This window comes from Niallia sp., from assembly GCF_031978665.1.
Lineage (GTDB): Bacteria > Bacillota > Bacilli > Bacillales > Cytobacillaceae > Niallia.
Genome location: NZ_DALZDK010000011.1, coordinates 33,299 through 47,978, shown reverse-complemented (window position 1 = coordinate 47,978; position 14,680 = coordinate 33,299). Strand labels below are relative to the sequence as shown.

Genomic DNA, 14,680 nt, shown 5'->3' with positions numbered 1-14,680 from the left:
GATAATCATTATAAACGAATGAATTTTATAAAAATTCATTAAAAAGGAGGCGCATAAATGAAAAATATTTTAAATCCTATCTTAATATTTTCGATAGTTCTCTTATTGGGAGCTTGTTCACTAAAACTAGATGAACCGCAAGAAGAAGTAAGTAAAAATAACAATTCGACCATAAGTAGCAATTCAGTAAATAAGGAGAATGGTACCTATACTCCAGTAGAACGAGACGTTAATCGAACGCTGATTGTCTATTTTTCTATGCCTGAAACAGCTGGAACAGATGCACTTGCTGGTGCAAGTCGAGTTGTAACCGACGGCGAAGTACTTGGAAATACACAACAAATCGCTTATTGGATTGAAGAAGAAATTGGGGCAAATATTTTTCAGATTACTACAGTTGATGAGTATCCAGGAGATCATGATGAATTAGTAGCTCAAGGAGAAGCTGAAAATGAAAGTAATTTTCGTCCTGAGATTTTATCGCATATTGAGAATTTAGATGATTATGACACGATTCTATTTGGATATCCAGTATGGGTCTATGACTTACCAAGTGTCATTTACAGTTTCTTAGATGATACTGACTTTTCAGGGAAAACAATTATTCCATTTTCTACTCACGGAGGAAGCCAATTTACAAATACTAGAGAAACAATCGTTGAATTAGAACCTGATGCAATTGTTGAAGTTGACAATGGATTGACAATCTCAAGAAATGATGTGCCAGAGTCACAACAAGAAGTACTAGATTGGTTATCAGAAATAGGTTACTGATTTTTAAATTCATTCTGTTTCAAGAACCTTGTAGAAAAAGAAAACCGAAAAGGTTTGTGCTATAAGATAATGAATGTCAATTTTTGCGATAGCAATTTTTTAAAACATTCGACTAAATTGGGAACAGTAAGTAAGGTTTTAATAAATTTTATTTAAAAGGGGTATGTATTATGAGAGTTTTGATTTTAGGTGCAGCAGGACAAATAGCTCAAATGTTAAGAAATGAATTAATTAGTAAAACGGACCATTCAATCGTTCTTTATGCAAGAAACGGCCATAAGCGCTTGACAGTGCGTGATGCAGACCGAGAGATTATCTATGATGGTGATTTTAAAGACAAAGATAACCTCAATGAAGCAATGAAAGATGTTGACCTTGTATATATTAACGATATGGGGGACGATAAATCAACAAAAACAATCGTTGATGTCATGCATGAGGCAGGAGTGAAAAGAGTAATCGGTGCATCGGTTCTTGGTATTTACGATGAAGTGCCTGGAGCTTTCGGAGACTGGAATAAACGTATGATTGGTGGAAGTCCTAGAATGCAATCTCAGATTGAATCAGCACGAATAGTAGAAAACTCTAATCTAGATTATACCCTTTTAAGATTGACATGGCTCTACAATGAAAAGGGTAATACTGAATATATGATTACTCAAAAAGGTGAGCCTTTTATTGGCGCACAGGTTACGCGTCAAGCCGTAACCCAATTAATCTTGGATATTATGGGAGATAAGAGTAATAAATATCTTCAAACGAGTCTAGGAGTGAGTGAACCAGATACAGATTGGGGGAAGCCATCATTTTATTAAGATAATGTTAAGGGGGGATGTTTTTGAAACGACGTATATTTCTAAACGGCAGTATGAATATTGATGGTAATACTGCTAGATTAGCAGAAGAAGTTTTTCAAGGTTTTGATTATACTCCTATAAATTTAGCTGAGCATCATATTAATCAAATCGGACAAAATATCAGTGGGCAGTCAGATGATTTTCATAATGTCATGAAACAATTAATAATGTCAGATGATATTGTGATTGGTACTCCAGTTTATTGGTCAAGTATGTCTGGCTATTTAAAGACTTTCATTGATCGTTTTGCAGATACTTTAGATGCACCATTAGCAGGTAAACGTGTTTATCTAATAATTCAAGGTACCGCACCTGATGATGCTGTTCCTTTTATTACTAACGTAATATGCCATCTCTGTCGTCGTTTTCAAATGAAATATATGGGATTAGCGACTAATTCCAGTGAAGCTTCCAAATTGCATAATCTAATAGTTAATATAAAGTAATGCATATAAAACATGCAAAATCGTATATCAGGAAATAGTGGCTTAGAAGTTTCTTCTAAATAGGAAGTTTACCTGTTTCTTACCGAGTGGCGTTAACCAATTAAGTTGTCATTGGAATCTATCAGAAATATTTAAAAATATAATATTAATGAAAAGAAGCCACTTACAAATGAAAAATTCATAGTGTTGATCATTTTTCTTGTTTTCGTGTCCTTTCTCGTTATTGGCAGCAAAAGTGAACAATAGAGTCAACAAATAGGTTAGGAGGGTCTCTAGTATGTCTAATATTCACAATAAAAGCGAAAGTGTAATCTTTCCGAAAGGTGTAAAAGTTACGAATGACCATTTCATAGGGGGAGCATTTCTTGAAATGCTAATTCCTCATGACACCATCTTTAATTGCCCCATAGGTAATGTAACTTTTGAACCAGGGGCAAGAAATAATTGGCATAAGCATCCCGGTGGGCAGGTTCTGCTTGTTACTGCAGGAAAAGGATATTATCAGGAAGAGGGAAAACCTGTACAAGTGCTTAACAAAGGGGAGGTAGTAAAGATTCTTCCAGATGTGAAACATTGGCATGGGGCTACACCGGATAGCTGGTTTACCCATATCGCAATAAGTACGAATGTTCATGAGGGAGACACCGAGTGGTTGGAACCTGTAACAGATGAAGAATATAACAATTTAAACTAACATGAATTTTATTCTGCAGGATATTGAATGTTTTTACAGGTATCAAATTTAGCTATATCCAAGTAAGTAAAACGAAAGAGGGAGTATAAAATGACAAATTCTAAAGAACCTACCGTTGCACAGAAAAAGTTAGGGGATTTTGCTCCAAAGCTTGTGAAATTAACTGATGATGTATTGTTTGGAGATGTGTGGGCTCGTAAGGAGCTTTCTCCGCGTGATCGCAGTTTAATTACCGTTGCTTCTTTATTAACTGGTGGAAATACTGAACAACTGAAATCCCATTTGAATTTAGCAAAACAAAACGGTCTTTCAGAAGAAGAACTTATTGAAGCAATGACTCATCTTGCTTTTTACGCTGGCTGGCCGAAGGCAATGTCTGCCATGCTGGTTGCAAAAGAAGTGTTTTCGAAATAGGTTGAATTTTAAATTTTTTATTAAGTAACGGAGGTATTTAGTATGTCTAATATTCAAGATAAAGTTGTCATTATTACGGGTGCTTCTAGTGGAATTGGAGAAGCAACTGCAAAAGAACTTGCCGCCAAAGGGGCAAAACTTGTTCTTGCAGCGCGACGTGAAGATCGTTTAGAAAAATTACAACAAGACATTCAAAATACTGGAGGTCCAGTGATATATAAAGTTATCGATGTGACTTCGTATGAACAAATGGAGGAACTCGCAGAGATGGCTCTTAAGGAGTTTGGAAAAATTGATGTATTAGTCAATAATGCCGGAGTTATGCCACATTCATTCCTCTATAAGAAAAAGATTGATGATTGGAATAAGATGATTGACGTCAACATTAAAGGCGTTCTTTATGGTATCGCTGCTGTTCTTCCAACCATGAGGGAACAAAAATCAGGTCATATTATTAATCTTTCTTCTGTAGCAGGACATGTTGTTGGACCTGGGAGTACTGTATATGCTGGAACGAAGCATGCTGTACGTGCTATTTCGGAAGGTCTTCGAAAAGAAGAGGCTGGAAACAATATTCGTTCCACTATTATCTCACCAGGCGCCGTTCAATCAGAATTAATTAATTTGATCACTGATACGGATCTAAAACCTGGTATTGATAAATTATATGAAGATGTAGCCATTGAGGCTAACAGCATTTCTCGTGCTATTGCTTTTGCTATTGAACAACCTTATGATGTAGCCATTAATGAGATGATTATACGTCCTACAAGTCAAGAAAGGTAATCCTTTATTAGTTTTTGGTTCAGTTAAATAATTTTGATATTTATTCCAAAAACAGCCAGAGTCATTTATCTGGCTGTTTTTAAAAATTTTCATTCAGCTCCTTGTGCTACAGAAGATTTGGGAATGAGTCCGGGAACCTTTGGCGTTTTCATGGCAGTGTGTTCATTAATTGGAGTGGTGGTCAATTCGCTAATTGGTAAACGATCGGCTGGCGAGCTGGATCGTAAATGGTTGATTATATTAGCCGAGATTTCATCTTCTTTGGGATATACTTTATATTTAGTTTTTCATAACTTCATATCCTGCTGTTTGTCGTTACTCTTTTTAATGGATTAGGGCCGCTGCCATGACGCAAATCTACATAGTGTTCGTAGATAATGCTCCAAAGCAATGCGAATTACTCGACTGAAATAATAAGTTTGGTCGTTTAGCATTTGTTTAGATTATCCACTTTTATAGTTTATAATTTACTGCTATTATTTGCTATAGATTATTTAGAGGGTGCTGCTATGAAACTTGGAAAACGAATATTTATTTCTAATACATTGATGGTATTGTTGTCATTGGTAGTATTGCTTGCAATTGGGAGCGGCATGATTAATATGTACCATAAAACATCCATCAAGAATAATCAACTTAACCCTAACATTTTAAAGGTTGAATCTATTTTGAAGCAAAATCAAGGAATCAATCGGGATTGGTCAGAGCTTAGTCTTTCTCTGGAAGAATATAACTATCGACTGTGTGTCTCAAAAGACGATTCATTGATTTACTGTAATATAAGGCACCCTGATGATGATATCAAAGCCTTTCTGCAAACGCTCAACTTGAGCGCCGATCAGCTAAACGTGTTCTTTGGAGATGGCGTGACAACGATCGGGCAACTCATCTCTTTTGAAGATGAAAGCTATGCTGTGGTTGCAGTCAACTATAGCATTTATAACCAATTGATTGGCGTAGATCGAGACTATTTTGAAAAATTTTTAATCACCTTTCTACTTGTGGGACTTGCCGCCATTGCTGTCCTTTTGATCATTAGTCAGCTACTTACCAAGCGTCTTGTCAAACACATCATGACACCGATCCATCAATTGACCGAAAGTGCCAAGCGCATTGAGGAAGGTGATTTATCAACACCGATCATCAATACAGGCAAGGACGAATTTGAAACCGTATGTATCTCCTTCAACCAGATGCAGTTTCATCTCAAAGAAGAGCAGGATAAAAACGCCGCCTATGAAAAAGCCCGTACCGACATGATTTCCGGCATTTCCCACGATTTGAGAACGCCGCTCACTTCTGTCAAAGGATATATCAAAGGCTTGCAGGATGGAATCGCCAACACGCCGGAAAAACAAGCGCAATATCTCTCCATTGCCTACAAAAAAGCATCTGATATGGACGTGCTGCTGCAAAGATTATTCTATTTTTCAAAGTTGGAAACCGGTAATCTGCCATTTTTTCCGGTAGAAACAGACCTTGGAAAATTCACCCAGAAATTTGCTCTCGATATTCAGGATGATTTGAAGCATAAGAATGCTTCCATTCGCGTTGAGATATCGGGCAGTAATCATCTGGTCAGGATTGACACAGAGCAAATGAGGCAGGTACTGGCTAATCTCGTGGAGAATGCGCTGAAATATGCAGGAGTAGTTCCGATAGAGCTCTCTATGAAGGTTACTCAGGAAAACGAAAATGAAGTACTTTGCTTTACGGATAACGGAAGCGGGGTATCGCCAGAGAAGCTCCCCCACCTTTTCGAACAGTTTTACCGCGGCGATGAATCAAGAAACAACCAAAACAGCGATGGAAACGGTCTCGGATTGTATATCGTGAAATATATCATTGAGGCACAAGGTGGAACAGTTATTGCTGAAAACGATCAGGGGCTGAAATTTACGATGACGTTTCCCTCAGCGAAAGGAGGAAGTGCATGACGAAAATATTGATTGCTGAAGACGATGCCGAAATTGCTATGCTGGAAAAGGATTACTTGGAGATCAGCGGATTTGAAACGAAAATTGTGGCAGATGGCAGCAAGGTAGTGAAAACCGTCTTGGAAGGCAGCTATGATCTTTTGATTCTAGATGTTATGCTTCCAGGATGCAACGGTTATGATATTTGTCGGGAAATCCGCAATCAGACTGAAATTCCAATTCTGATGGTGACCGCCAAAACGGAATCCATTGATAAAATTCGTGGCCTTGGCTTGGGGGCGGATGACTATATAGCAAAGCCTTTCGACCCTGCGGAACTGGTGGCCAGGGTCAAATCACATTTGAATCGCTATAATCGTCTGACGAATGCATCCTCTCGAACTGCGGAAGATAGCGTAGTCCAAATTGGCAACTTAAGGATAATGCCCCGCAGTTGGAAGGTATACCGAGACGGACAAGAAATAAAATTTCCTAACCGGGAGTTTGAACTGCTAAAGTTCCTTGCTAGGAACCCGAATATCGTTTTCTCCAAAGAACAGCTTTTTGAAAATATATGGGGACATGATTATATCGGTGACAGTGCCACCGTTACGGTTCACATCAATCGCATTCGGGAAAAAATCGAGGAAGATTCCTCCAAACCGAGAATAATTGAAACCGTCTGGGGGGCAGGTTATCGATTAAACCTGTAAACCAGAAAGGGTAGTGAAACATATACAGAAATAACATGCTCCGTGGTCATAACCCTGTCAAGAAGACACGATTAAATGACATCTTTATGATACGACCGATTCTATTACCAGAGATCGGTCGTTTAGTTTTTTCTGAAAGCGTTCATAAATATATTCGTAAATTGCCTGCACCAGTTTTGTTGTAGAGATCCTGGCTCACGATGGGGTATACAAAACGCTCTCCTACGCGAATGTATGAAATGTCAGTTACCAGTTTAAGACGCCATTTAAGTGGATACATGAATCTCATTTCTTCAATGCATTTAACATCGGTTAGCTTTACTCGTCACTCGCCGTGTAGGTTTGGATACCGCTTTTAAGTACTCGATCTCCGTTGTTAAATATGCCATTTCTTCTTCCAGTTTGCCAAACTTCGTCTTCGCTCGTCCTATATGGAAGGTTTCCTATTCAAATGCCTTACTTTCCTGATACCGCTTTATACACAAACCAACCTACGTTATATTCCGAGCACCAAGCAGTCTGCCTTTTCTTGATAAGACATTTTCCATTCGTTCACAAGTGTTATAGCCTGCACTTTTAATTTCTCGGTATAATTGTTGTTTGTACGACCTGTTTTCCACATTAATAATCCTCTTCATTAGGTAACTATTTGATGAGTGGAATGGTTTCTCTTTGTTTAGAAATTGTTTAGATTTTGTCATCCGCTAGTTTAAGTTTATTAGTTATCATTGATAAATAGTAATGGCAATAAGTACATCGATATTTAGGAAAGACTGATCCAAAAATTCCGGCCCTTTGCACTATTTCTCAACTACTTATACCTTGTGTGTGGCACATTTTACCTTACATAGTAGGTGCAAGCCGCATTTTAAAGGTAAAAAATGGAAGATATTGGTCCGAAAAGAATATTCTTGTGACTTATTTTCCGATTCGGGTAACACATGTGCTTAATAGCAAATCAAATCACGAAAGGGTTGGTGGCAATATTTTTTGAAATTGAGACCCTATAGCCATATCCTAGCGATTAAAGACATAATTGTGGAACAAGAAAGGCAAGTAAGAGATCTGCATACAAACCATTGTTGCAAACAGAAATTGAGAATAATGATGGACTATTGGGATAACAAATTATATGTTGCAGTATTATGAAGTTCTGACTTATTAGAAATTGATCTTGAAACAGGTGGACAATGAGAATTAATATCTGACTTGATGGTTCGAGATGAGATAATTGTAGTTAACTTTCTTTATTTAACTAGCAATAAAATAGATACGCGTAGGAATATCTATGAAAAAGACGATAAGTTATACAGAATCACACTTTCAGAATCAAAGTAAAATGAACGGATAAGCTTTTGTTGCAAAATACCCAGCCCATTTATGATCAGATGAGGAGCCTGATATCTGTTCTTAAAGACGAAGATAGCAATACAAATACGAAATTTATAAGGGGGAAAAGATTATAAAAAAACTGATAGGTCAGGTATTTATCCTAGTGATGGCCATCACTCTTACTGCTTGCAACAGCAACAATGACACAAATGTCACATCCGAACAGGAGCCATCTGGTGATAATTCCCAACAGGAACCAGGAGCAGATCGTGACCTTATCAAATTCCCGGAGAATTACGACGAAGGTGTGCTCTACACGACTGTAAATCGTGGGAACATGAGAGGGGAAATCTACACGAACCAAGAATCAATTGAAGCGGTCCAGGACGGGCAACTGATTCCGAGCGGCACTGTAATTACATACAAGATCTTTAATGATGAAGAGCTATCCGTATACTTTGTGATGGAGAAGCGAGATGGCTGGGGTGCACAGTACCCGCCAGAAGAGCGAAATGGGGAATGGGAATTCCAGGTATTTTCTGCCGACGAGACGGTGGCATACGATGAAGACATTGGTCGTTGCTTTTCCTGCCACGCGAATCAGGAACAGGATGACTATATGTACAGACTCGATGAGATGAAGAGTTTTGAATTGGATGCTACCGCATCAATGGAAAATAGTGCAAATTCCCTGTTAGGGGAGGGCTGGGAAGTGATGGCTTTTAATCAGGTTGATTCTCAGGACATTAACATGAATGATAAGTTAAATCCTCATGAAGGGGAAAGTAGCTTACTTGATGATCAAGAGAACGAAGATGAGGAAAAAGAGAAAATGATACAGGAGGTTCTTTTAACGTTTTATCTAAATCAAGAGAATAACTACCAAGAGGATTTTTCTAGTTAATACTCCTCATTGTCTTCAAGTTCTAGGGGAATTCAAAGATTGCATATTTGTAGCAAACACCTACAATTATTAAACTAGGAAGAGGAAACTTTGGAACCGTCTGGTATGGATTTTGATGATAACAAATTGTACATTGCGGCATTAAGAGGAACTGCTCTTTTAGAATTTGACCTTGATACGGGTGAATACCGAGAAGTAATAACTGGCCATGGTAGAATTCGCGATGTTTTAATTGAAGACGGTACTCTTTATTTTATGAGTAATAATTCAGAAGGGCGTGGGAATCCACAAGAAAACGATGATAAGCTTTATAGAATAGAACTTTCTGTGTTAAATAGATAATGTTGCTGACTATTGGGTTAAAAAAGATAAACTTAAACCATATAAAAATTGTGTTAAAGGATGTTATCAAAAAAGGTGAGTATATTTCTTGCTTGAAAGTTAACATTATGTCTTACAAAAAGATTATTAATTATAAGGAACAGCAAATAGATAGTAAGGGAGCCGATTTTCTTTTTGTTATTAAAATGTCACACTATTCTAATGGTTATAGTATTTTGTGTAACTCTATATTTTTTATAGATATTAAATATTCTTATGTTGTTTATAGAAAGTAATAGAATTGAGCAAACATTTAGAAGGATTATGCAAAAATAATAATAAAAATTAGGGCATAATTAAAATAAAGTTAAATTAGATTGAAAGTTACTAGATAGATAGTTTTAAACATGAATAATAAATAATAGGGATTTACAGAGTTTGAAAAAGTAATATCTAAATCAATTAGGAGAACATCATAATGGAACGTGTAGAATGCAAATGCGGTCATGTTAATCCATATGGAACCATTCTTTGTGAGTCGTGCGGGAGAGTTATTGGCGATGGTGATTCTGATAATTCAGTTAACATGCGGTACGAAGGGAGTGCAAGACGGTCAAAAACATATAAGAAGACGATAATTGATAAGATTTGGAACTTTTTTTCCTCCGTTAAAGTAGGAGTTTGGATTATTGTTCTTATTTTAATCGCATCTATTATTGGCACCATTTTGCCACAGGAAATGTATATCCCTCAAACAGTAGAGGCAGGTGATTATTACCGAGACCACTACGGCTTATTCGGTCAAATATACTACCAATTAGGATTTAACAATTTATATGGATCTTGGTGGTACTTTATCCTGCTGGCAGCACTTGGAATGTCGCTGGTCATTGCAAGTCTGGACAGGGTTATTCCATTATATCGCTCCTTAAAAAATCAAGGAGTGACACGCCATGAAAGCTTCATGCAAAGACAACGTCTCTTTAGTGAAACAAAGCTAGAGGAGCATGTCGATGAACAGCTTGTTGTATTGAATTCCAAGCTAAAGAAAAAACATTACCACGTTCGAGAGGAAAATGGGAACATCTTAGCGGAAAAAAACCGTTTTTCAAGATGGGGTCCGTATGTGAATCATGTTGGCCTTATTATCTTTCTGATTGGTGGAATGCTTCGATTTGTACCAGGCATGTATGTAGACGAATCTCTTTGGATTCGGGACGGCGAAACCGTTGTTATCCCCGGAACCGATGGAAAGTATTATTTGCATAGTGACATATTTCTTATAGAAACATACGAGAAAGATCAAGAAGGGGAAGTTTCTGCTAATTCTCTTTCAGAAGAGTCAGATGGAAATATAATAAGGAATTATCAAACCAATGTAACCCTTTATGAAAGGGAAGGGGAGATACTTTACGGAGAAACTCCAAAGCTGAAAAAAATAAAGAGTGAGCAAATAAGGGTTAACCAGCCTTTAAAGTATGATTCTTATGCTCTTTATCAGGTGTCCTATAAGTTAAATGAACTAAATACGCTCACCTTTCAGTTAGTGGATCAAAACGCAAACGAGAGATTTGGCGAGATTGAAATCGATTTGATCAATCCACAGAGGAGCTATGAGCTAGATAATAATTATAAAGTGGAAATCCTTGAATATTTCCCGAATTTTCACTTTAATAGTGATGGTCAGCCTTCCACAAGATCACAAACGCCTGATAATCCAGCGTTTTACTTTAACATGATATCTCCTGATAATCCAGAAGGAGAAAAATCGTTTGTGGCCATTCAGCAAACAATGGAACTAAGCGGCGATAATCGGTTGAAAATGGAATTCGTAAGCGCGGAAACAAAAAGTGTCTCTTCCCTAACTGTTCGTAAAGATAATACGCTGTGGTTTCTAGGAGTGGGAGGAGCTATTTTTATGATTGGCGTCGTTCAGGGAATGTACTGGAATCATCGCCGAATATGGATTATACGAAAGAGGGATACGCTCTTTATTGCAGGACATACCAATAAAAATTGGTACGGTATTCAAAAGGAAATAAACCATATACTAACAGAAACCAGCTTTCAAAAAGTAATCGATCAAACACAAAATACAACGGGTAATGAATAGAAGGAGGGATAAAAGGCTTGATAGATCTTAGTAGCAACTTACTCTATGCGGCGTTCTTACTCTATTTAACGGCAACCTTTCTTTTTGGGGGCGCGATTAGGGACAGAAGAAAAGAATACAAGAAGCCAACTAATTGGGCAAAAGTCGCAATCAGCACAACGATTTTAGGCTTTGGTGCACATGCAGGTTATTTTATAGCAAGATGGTATGCAGCTGGACATGCGCCAGTAAGCAATCTGTTCGAGTTTATCACTGCTTTTTCGATGATGTTTGTATTGGCATTCATTGTCCTTTACTTTTTATATAAAGTGACCATTTTAGGTTTATTCACTTTGCCAATCACTCTATTGATTATCTCTTATGCAAGCATGTTTCCAACGGATGTTTCCCCGTTAATACCTGCCTTGCAATCAGATTGGCTAGCGATTCATGTTACCACAACCGCATTAGGCTCTGCAATTCTCGCCAGCAGTTTTATTGCAGGTGTACTTTATTTAATTCGTTCTGTCAACCAGACGAAAAAATCAAAAAAGACCTTTTGGCTCGAGGTCATCATGTTCATGATTGTCGCAATCATTGCCTTTGTCATCCTTACAAGCATATATAGAGCAATGGATTATGAAGCAGTTTATCAATGGGTAGATAAAAATAATCAAGAAGAAGAACTGATCTATAACCTCCCATCTCTGGTAGGGCCGAATCAAGGGGTGCTGCTTACGAGCGGAAGAATGGAAGCTTTTGTGGAGATGCCAGCCATTATTGCTGCAGGACAACTGAATACAGTCATCTGGTCCGCTATTACAGGGTTAATCTTATATGGCGTCCTCAGATTAGTCTTAAGGAAGAGAATTTCGGCAGCTCTTCAGCCATTAACGAAAAATATGAATCTTGATCTAATGGATGAAATTGGATATAGATCAGTCGCGATTGGATTCCCTATCTTCACATTGGGGGCACTCATTTTTGCGATGATTTGGGCTCAAATTGCGTGGTCTCGTTTCTGGGGGTGGGATCCTAAGGAGGTTTGGGCGCTCATTACCTGGCTATTTTATGCTGCTTATTTACATCTTAGGCTGTCAAAAGGCTGGCAAGGAGAGAAATCTGCCTGGCTTGGCGTAATTGGCTTTGGAATAATTGTCTTCAACTTAATTTTTGTTAACTTAATTATTGCCGGTTTACACTCTTATGCTTAATATACTATTTTTTTGAAAAAAAGCAGGATGGCAACTAAGTAAAAAGGAGGTCTAGATGAAAAAGAAAAAAACAAGGTTTATCATTCGTCTAAGTCTATTGCTTGTAATGGTTTTAGCGATTTCCTACACATTATATCAGCACTTATTTACAGAAAATATCCGTGTTCAGGCAGGAGATCTAGCACCAGATTTTGTCCTGGAAGACACAGGTGGAAATACAGTACAACTATCAGACCTGAGAGGCAAAGGAGTTTTTCTGAATTTCTGGGGATCATGGTGTCAACCGTGTGAGAGGGAGATGCCTTATTTGGAAAAACAGTATAGCCACTATAAAAACCTTGGTATAGAAGTAGTAGCTGTTAATATCGAGGAGAGTGACGTGGCTATAAACTCTTTTGTTCAGCAGCACGATCTTACATTTACCGTACTGAAAGATAGAGACCGTGCGGTTACGGAAGCCTACGATATAACGCCCATTCCGACCACTTTCCTAATAGACAAGACGGGAAAGGTGCTCGAGGTATTGACCGGTCCAATGACGGAAGAGGATGTACGAAATTATATGGAAATGATAAAACCGTGAACTGAAGGGTGTCGAGTAAATGGAACAGTTAAACATCTTACTAGCGTTTGGAGCAGGGGTTTTATCGTTTATCTCTCCTTGTACATTGCCGTTATATCCAGCTTTTCTTTCTTATATTACAGGATTGTCGATCCAAGATATAAAGTCCGATCGAGGAATCTTTAGAAGAAATGCTTTCATTCATACGATTTTATTTTTGCTGGGATTCTCGGTTATTTTCTTAGCATTAGGATTATCCACCTCGTTCATTGGCACCATTTTTTTGGAGTACCAAGATCTATTGCGACAAATAGGTGCAATTATCATGGTGTTCTTCGGGCTACTTCTTACAGGTATCCTTAAATTTGCCTTTTTGCTAAGTGATAAAAGGATGCAATTTCAGGAAAGACCAGCTGGTTATGCTGGTTCTGTATTAATAGGGTTAGGCTTTGCAGCTGGATGGACTCCATGCACAGGTCCGATACTCGCCGGTGTGTTCGCTCTAGGGGTATCAGATCCTGGAAAAGGTCTTCTTTATATGATGTTCTATTCGATAGGATTTTCTATTCCCTTCTTTTTCATGTCAATCTTTATCGATAAAATGAGATGGTTAAAAAAGAATAGTCAAGTCTATATAATCATTGGCGGATTGCTGATGATAGGAATAGGCATTCTCTTGTACTTTAATTGGATGACAAAAATAATCGCCTGGCTATCTCCTTTATTTAGAGGATTTACCGGATTTTAATCATCACTCCATTTCAACAGAAAATAATAAATAATCGTTTGTGCTGAACATTCTTACTGGGTTTACACAAACTAAATGAATAGGTATTAGACAGAAAACCACTGTCTTTACTTTATATATGAAAAAACAGCCAAAATCAAAGGAGGAAAACAGGGTGAAAAAGTTTATGCTTGCTTTTGCTTTGATTCTGTCTGTCATTCTCGCTGCTTGCAACAACAGTGAAATGAGTGAATCAAATGCAGTAAATCAATCCAATGCATCAAACGAATCCAATGATAGCACACAGCAGGAAACATCAAGTGGCTATGAACGTGGACAGGTTCAATTTCCAGAAGATTATACGAAGGGTGTAAATTACACAACTGTTAATCGAGGCAATGTCAGAGAGGAACTTTTTACAAGTCGTGAAGCCATTGAAGCTATTCAGAATGGAGAGCCTATTCCTGACGGTACGGTAGTCACTCTCGAGATTTATAGGGAGGAAGAACTGTCACATATTTTCGTTATGGAAAAGCGCGCTGGCTGGGGTAACGTGACCCCAGAAGGTACCCCTCAAAATGGAGATTGGCAATATGAGGACTTTTTAGCCGATGGGTCTGTGGATTATGAGTCTGACATTGGCCGCTGCTTTTCTTGTCATGCGAACCGCGAACGTGATGATTATTTAAATACGTTTGATGAAATGGAGAGCTTTGATCTTCAAGATGTTACAGCACAGGGAGACAGCGGAGCAGATGTTGGAATGGTAGGCATTCATCCAAGTGACTGGGAAGTAATGGAGCTAAACGATAAGTGGCGTGATTTGAATAATACTTCATCTGACACTATTGAAGGGGAAGAGCTTGCTGTCATTTCCGATGAGGAAAAAGAAGGAATGATCCAAAAAGTATTGATGTCCTTCTATTTC

General features: G+C 38.0%; 16 protein-coding genes. 15 read left to right on the top strand and 1 reads right to left on the bottom strand.

What is annotated here, in order from left to right; all coding sequences use genetic code 11:
* Positions 1-57: 57 nt before the first annotated feature.
* The 8 genes from RTL21_RS07920 (at position 58) to RTL21_RS07885 (ending at position 6,600) form a co-directional block, all read left to right on the top strand.
* Positions 58-774: a flavodoxin gene (locus tag RTL21_RS07920; RefSeq protein WP_312095032.1), complete on the top strand. Its 717-nt coding sequence runs from the start codon at positions 58-60 to the stop codon at positions 772-774.
* 170 nt (positions 775-944) lie between these two features.
* Positions 945-1,589, top strand: coding sequence for an NAD(P)H-binding protein (locus RTL21_RS07915; protein ID WP_312095030.1), 645 nt, complete (start codon positions 945-947; stop codon positions 1,587-1,589).
* 23 nt (positions 1,590-1,612) lie between these two features.
* Complete coding sequence (locus RTL21_RS07910) at positions 1,613-2,077, top strand: flavodoxin family protein (protein ID WP_312095028.1); 465 nt, start codon at positions 1,613-1,615, stop codon at positions 2,075-2,077.
* Between the two features lie 277 nt (positions 2,078-2,354).
* A complete protein-coding gene (locus RTL21_RS07905) occupies positions 2,355-2,771 on the top strand; it encodes a cupin domain-containing protein (RefSeq protein ID WP_312095027.1) in 417 nt (138 codons plus the stop codon).
* 90 nt (positions 2,772-2,861) lie between these two features.
* On the top strand, positions 2,862-3,185 hold the full coding sequence (locus RTL21_RS07900; RefSeq protein ID WP_312095025.1) for a carboxymuconolactone decarboxylase family protein: 324 nt from the start codon (positions 2,862-2,864) through the stop codon (positions 3,183-3,185).
* Positions 3,186-3,227: 42 nt separating this feature from the next.
* Positions 3,228-3,971 (top strand): SDR family oxidoreductase, encoded by a 744-nt coding sequence (locus RTL21_RS07895; protein ID WP_312095023.1) that lies wholly within the window; start codon positions 3,228-3,230, stop codon positions 3,969-3,971.
* A gap of 509 nt (positions 3,972-4,480) precedes the next feature.
* Positions 4,481-5,908 carry a HAMP domain-containing sensor histidine kinase gene (locus RTL21_RS07890; RefSeq protein WP_312095021.1) on the top strand — a complete coding sequence of 476 codons (1,428 nt, stop codon included), beginning with the start codon at positions 4,481-4,483 and terminating at the stop codon, positions 5,906-5,908.
* Positions 5,905-6,600 (top strand): winged helix-turn-helix domain-containing protein, encoded by a 696-nt coding sequence (locus RTL21_RS07885; RefSeq protein ID WP_312095019.1) that lies wholly within the window; start codon positions 5,905-5,907, stop codon positions 6,598-6,600. The genes RTL21_RS07890 and RTL21_RS07885 overlap by 4 nt, the downstream gene beginning before the upstream one ends.
* Before the next feature lie 496 nt (positions 6,601-7,096).
* Here RTL21_RS07885 and RTL21_RS07880 read toward each other — a convergent pair whose 3' ends face one another.
* Positions 7,097-7,222, bottom strand: coding sequence for a hypothetical protein (locus RTL21_RS07880; RefSeq protein ID WP_312095017.1), 126 nt, complete (start codon positions 7,220-7,222; stop codon positions 7,097-7,099).
* Between the two features lie 876 nt (positions 7,223-8,098).
* On the opposite strand from RTL21_RS07880, the gene RTL21_RS07875 reads away from it, so the two are divergent.
* From RTL21_RS07875 to RTL21_RS07845, 7 genes are all read left to right on the top strand, one after another.
* Positions 8,099-8,836 carry a cytochrome P460 family protein gene (locus RTL21_RS07875; RefSeq protein ID WP_312095156.1) on the top strand — a complete coding sequence of 246 codons (738 nt, stop codon included), beginning with the start codon at positions 8,099-8,101 and terminating at the stop codon, positions 8,834-8,836.
* A 90-nt stretch (positions 8,837-8,926) separates the two neighbouring features.
* The gene (locus tag RTL21_RS07870; protein WP_312095015.1) at positions 8,927-9,178 is read left to right on the top strand and encodes a hypothetical protein; all 252 of its coding nucleotides are present in this window, start codon (positions 8,927-8,929) and stop codon (positions 9,176-9,178) included.
* A gap of 457 nt (positions 9,179-9,635) precedes the next feature.
* Entirely contained in the window at positions 9,636-11,270 is a 1,635-nt protein-coding gene (gene resB, locus RTL21_RS07865) for a cytochrome c biogenesis protein ResB (protein WP_312095013.1), read from the top strand.
* A 17-nt stretch (positions 11,271-11,287) separates the two neighbouring features.
* A complete protein-coding gene (ccsB, locus tag RTL21_RS07860; protein WP_312095011.1) occupies positions 11,288-12,463 on the top strand; it encodes a c-type cytochrome biogenesis protein CcsB in 1,176 nt (391 codons plus the stop codon).
* A 55-nt stretch (positions 12,464-12,518) separates the two neighbouring features.
* Complete coding sequence (resA, locus tag RTL21_RS07855) at positions 12,519-13,046, top strand: thiol-disulfide oxidoreductase ResA (RefSeq protein ID WP_312095009.1); 528 nt, start codon at positions 12,519-12,521, stop codon at positions 13,044-13,046.
* A 19-nt stretch (positions 13,047-13,065) separates the two neighbouring features.
* The gene (locus RTL21_RS07850; protein ID WP_312095007.1) at positions 13,066-13,773 is read left to right on the top strand and encodes a cytochrome c biogenesis CcdA family protein; all 708 of its coding nucleotides are present in this window, start codon (positions 13,066-13,068) and stop codon (positions 13,771-13,773) included.
* A gap of 154 nt (positions 13,774-13,927) precedes the next feature.
* On the top strand, positions 13,928-14,680 hold a 753-nt coding region (locus RTL21_RS07845), incomplete at its 3' end, for a cytochrome P460 family protein (protein ID WP_312095005.1).

Excerpts from the sequence above, each read along its gene's own strand:
- RTL21_RS07905 (WP_312095027.1), top strand. The coding sequence starts at position 2,355 with ATGTCTAATATTCACAATAAAAGCGAAAGTGTAATCTTTCCGAAAGGT.
- RTL21_RS07850 (WP_312095007.1), top strand. The coding sequence starts at position 13,066 with ATGGAACAGTTAAACATCTTACTAGCGTTTGGAGCAGGGGTTTTATCG.
- RTL21_RS07875 (WP_312095156.1), top strand. The coding sequence starts at position 8,099 with ATGGCCATCACTCTTACTGCTTGCAACAGCAACAATGACACAAATGTC.
- RTL21_RS07880 (WP_312095017.1), bottom strand. The coding sequence starts at position 7,222 with ATGTGGAAAACAGGTCGTACAAACAACAATTATACCGAGAAATTAAAA.
- RTL21_RS07885 (WP_312095019.1), top strand. The coding sequence starts at position 5,905 with ATGACGAAAATATTGATTGCTGAAGACGATGCCGAAATTGCTATGCTG.
- RTL21_RS07895 (WP_312095023.1), top strand. The coding sequence starts at position 3,228 with ATGTCTAATATTCAAGATAAAGTTGTCATTATTACGGGTGCTTCTAGT.
- RTL21_RS07920 (WP_312095032.1), top strand. The coding sequence starts at position 58 with ATGAAAAATATTTTAAATCCTATCTTAATATTTTCGATAGTTCTCTTA.
- RTL21_RS07900 (WP_312095025.1), top strand. The coding sequence starts at position 2,862 with ATGACAAATTCTAAAGAACCTACCGTTGCACAGAAAAAGTTAGGGGAT.
- resB (WP_312095013.1), top strand. The coding sequence starts at position 9,636 with ATGGAACGTGTAGAATGCAAATGCGGTCATGTTAATCCATATGGAACC.
- RTL21_RS07915 (WP_312095030.1), top strand. The coding sequence starts at position 945 with ATGAGAGTTTTGATTTTAGGTGCAGCAGGACAAATAGCTCAAATGTTA.
- RTL21_RS07890 (WP_312095021.1), top strand. The coding sequence starts at position 4,481 with ATGAAACTTGGAAAACGAATATTTATTTCTAATACATTGATGGTATTG.
- resA (WP_312095009.1), top strand. The coding sequence starts at position 12,519 with ATGAAAAAGAAAAAAACAAGGTTTATCATTCGTCTAAGTCTATTGCTT.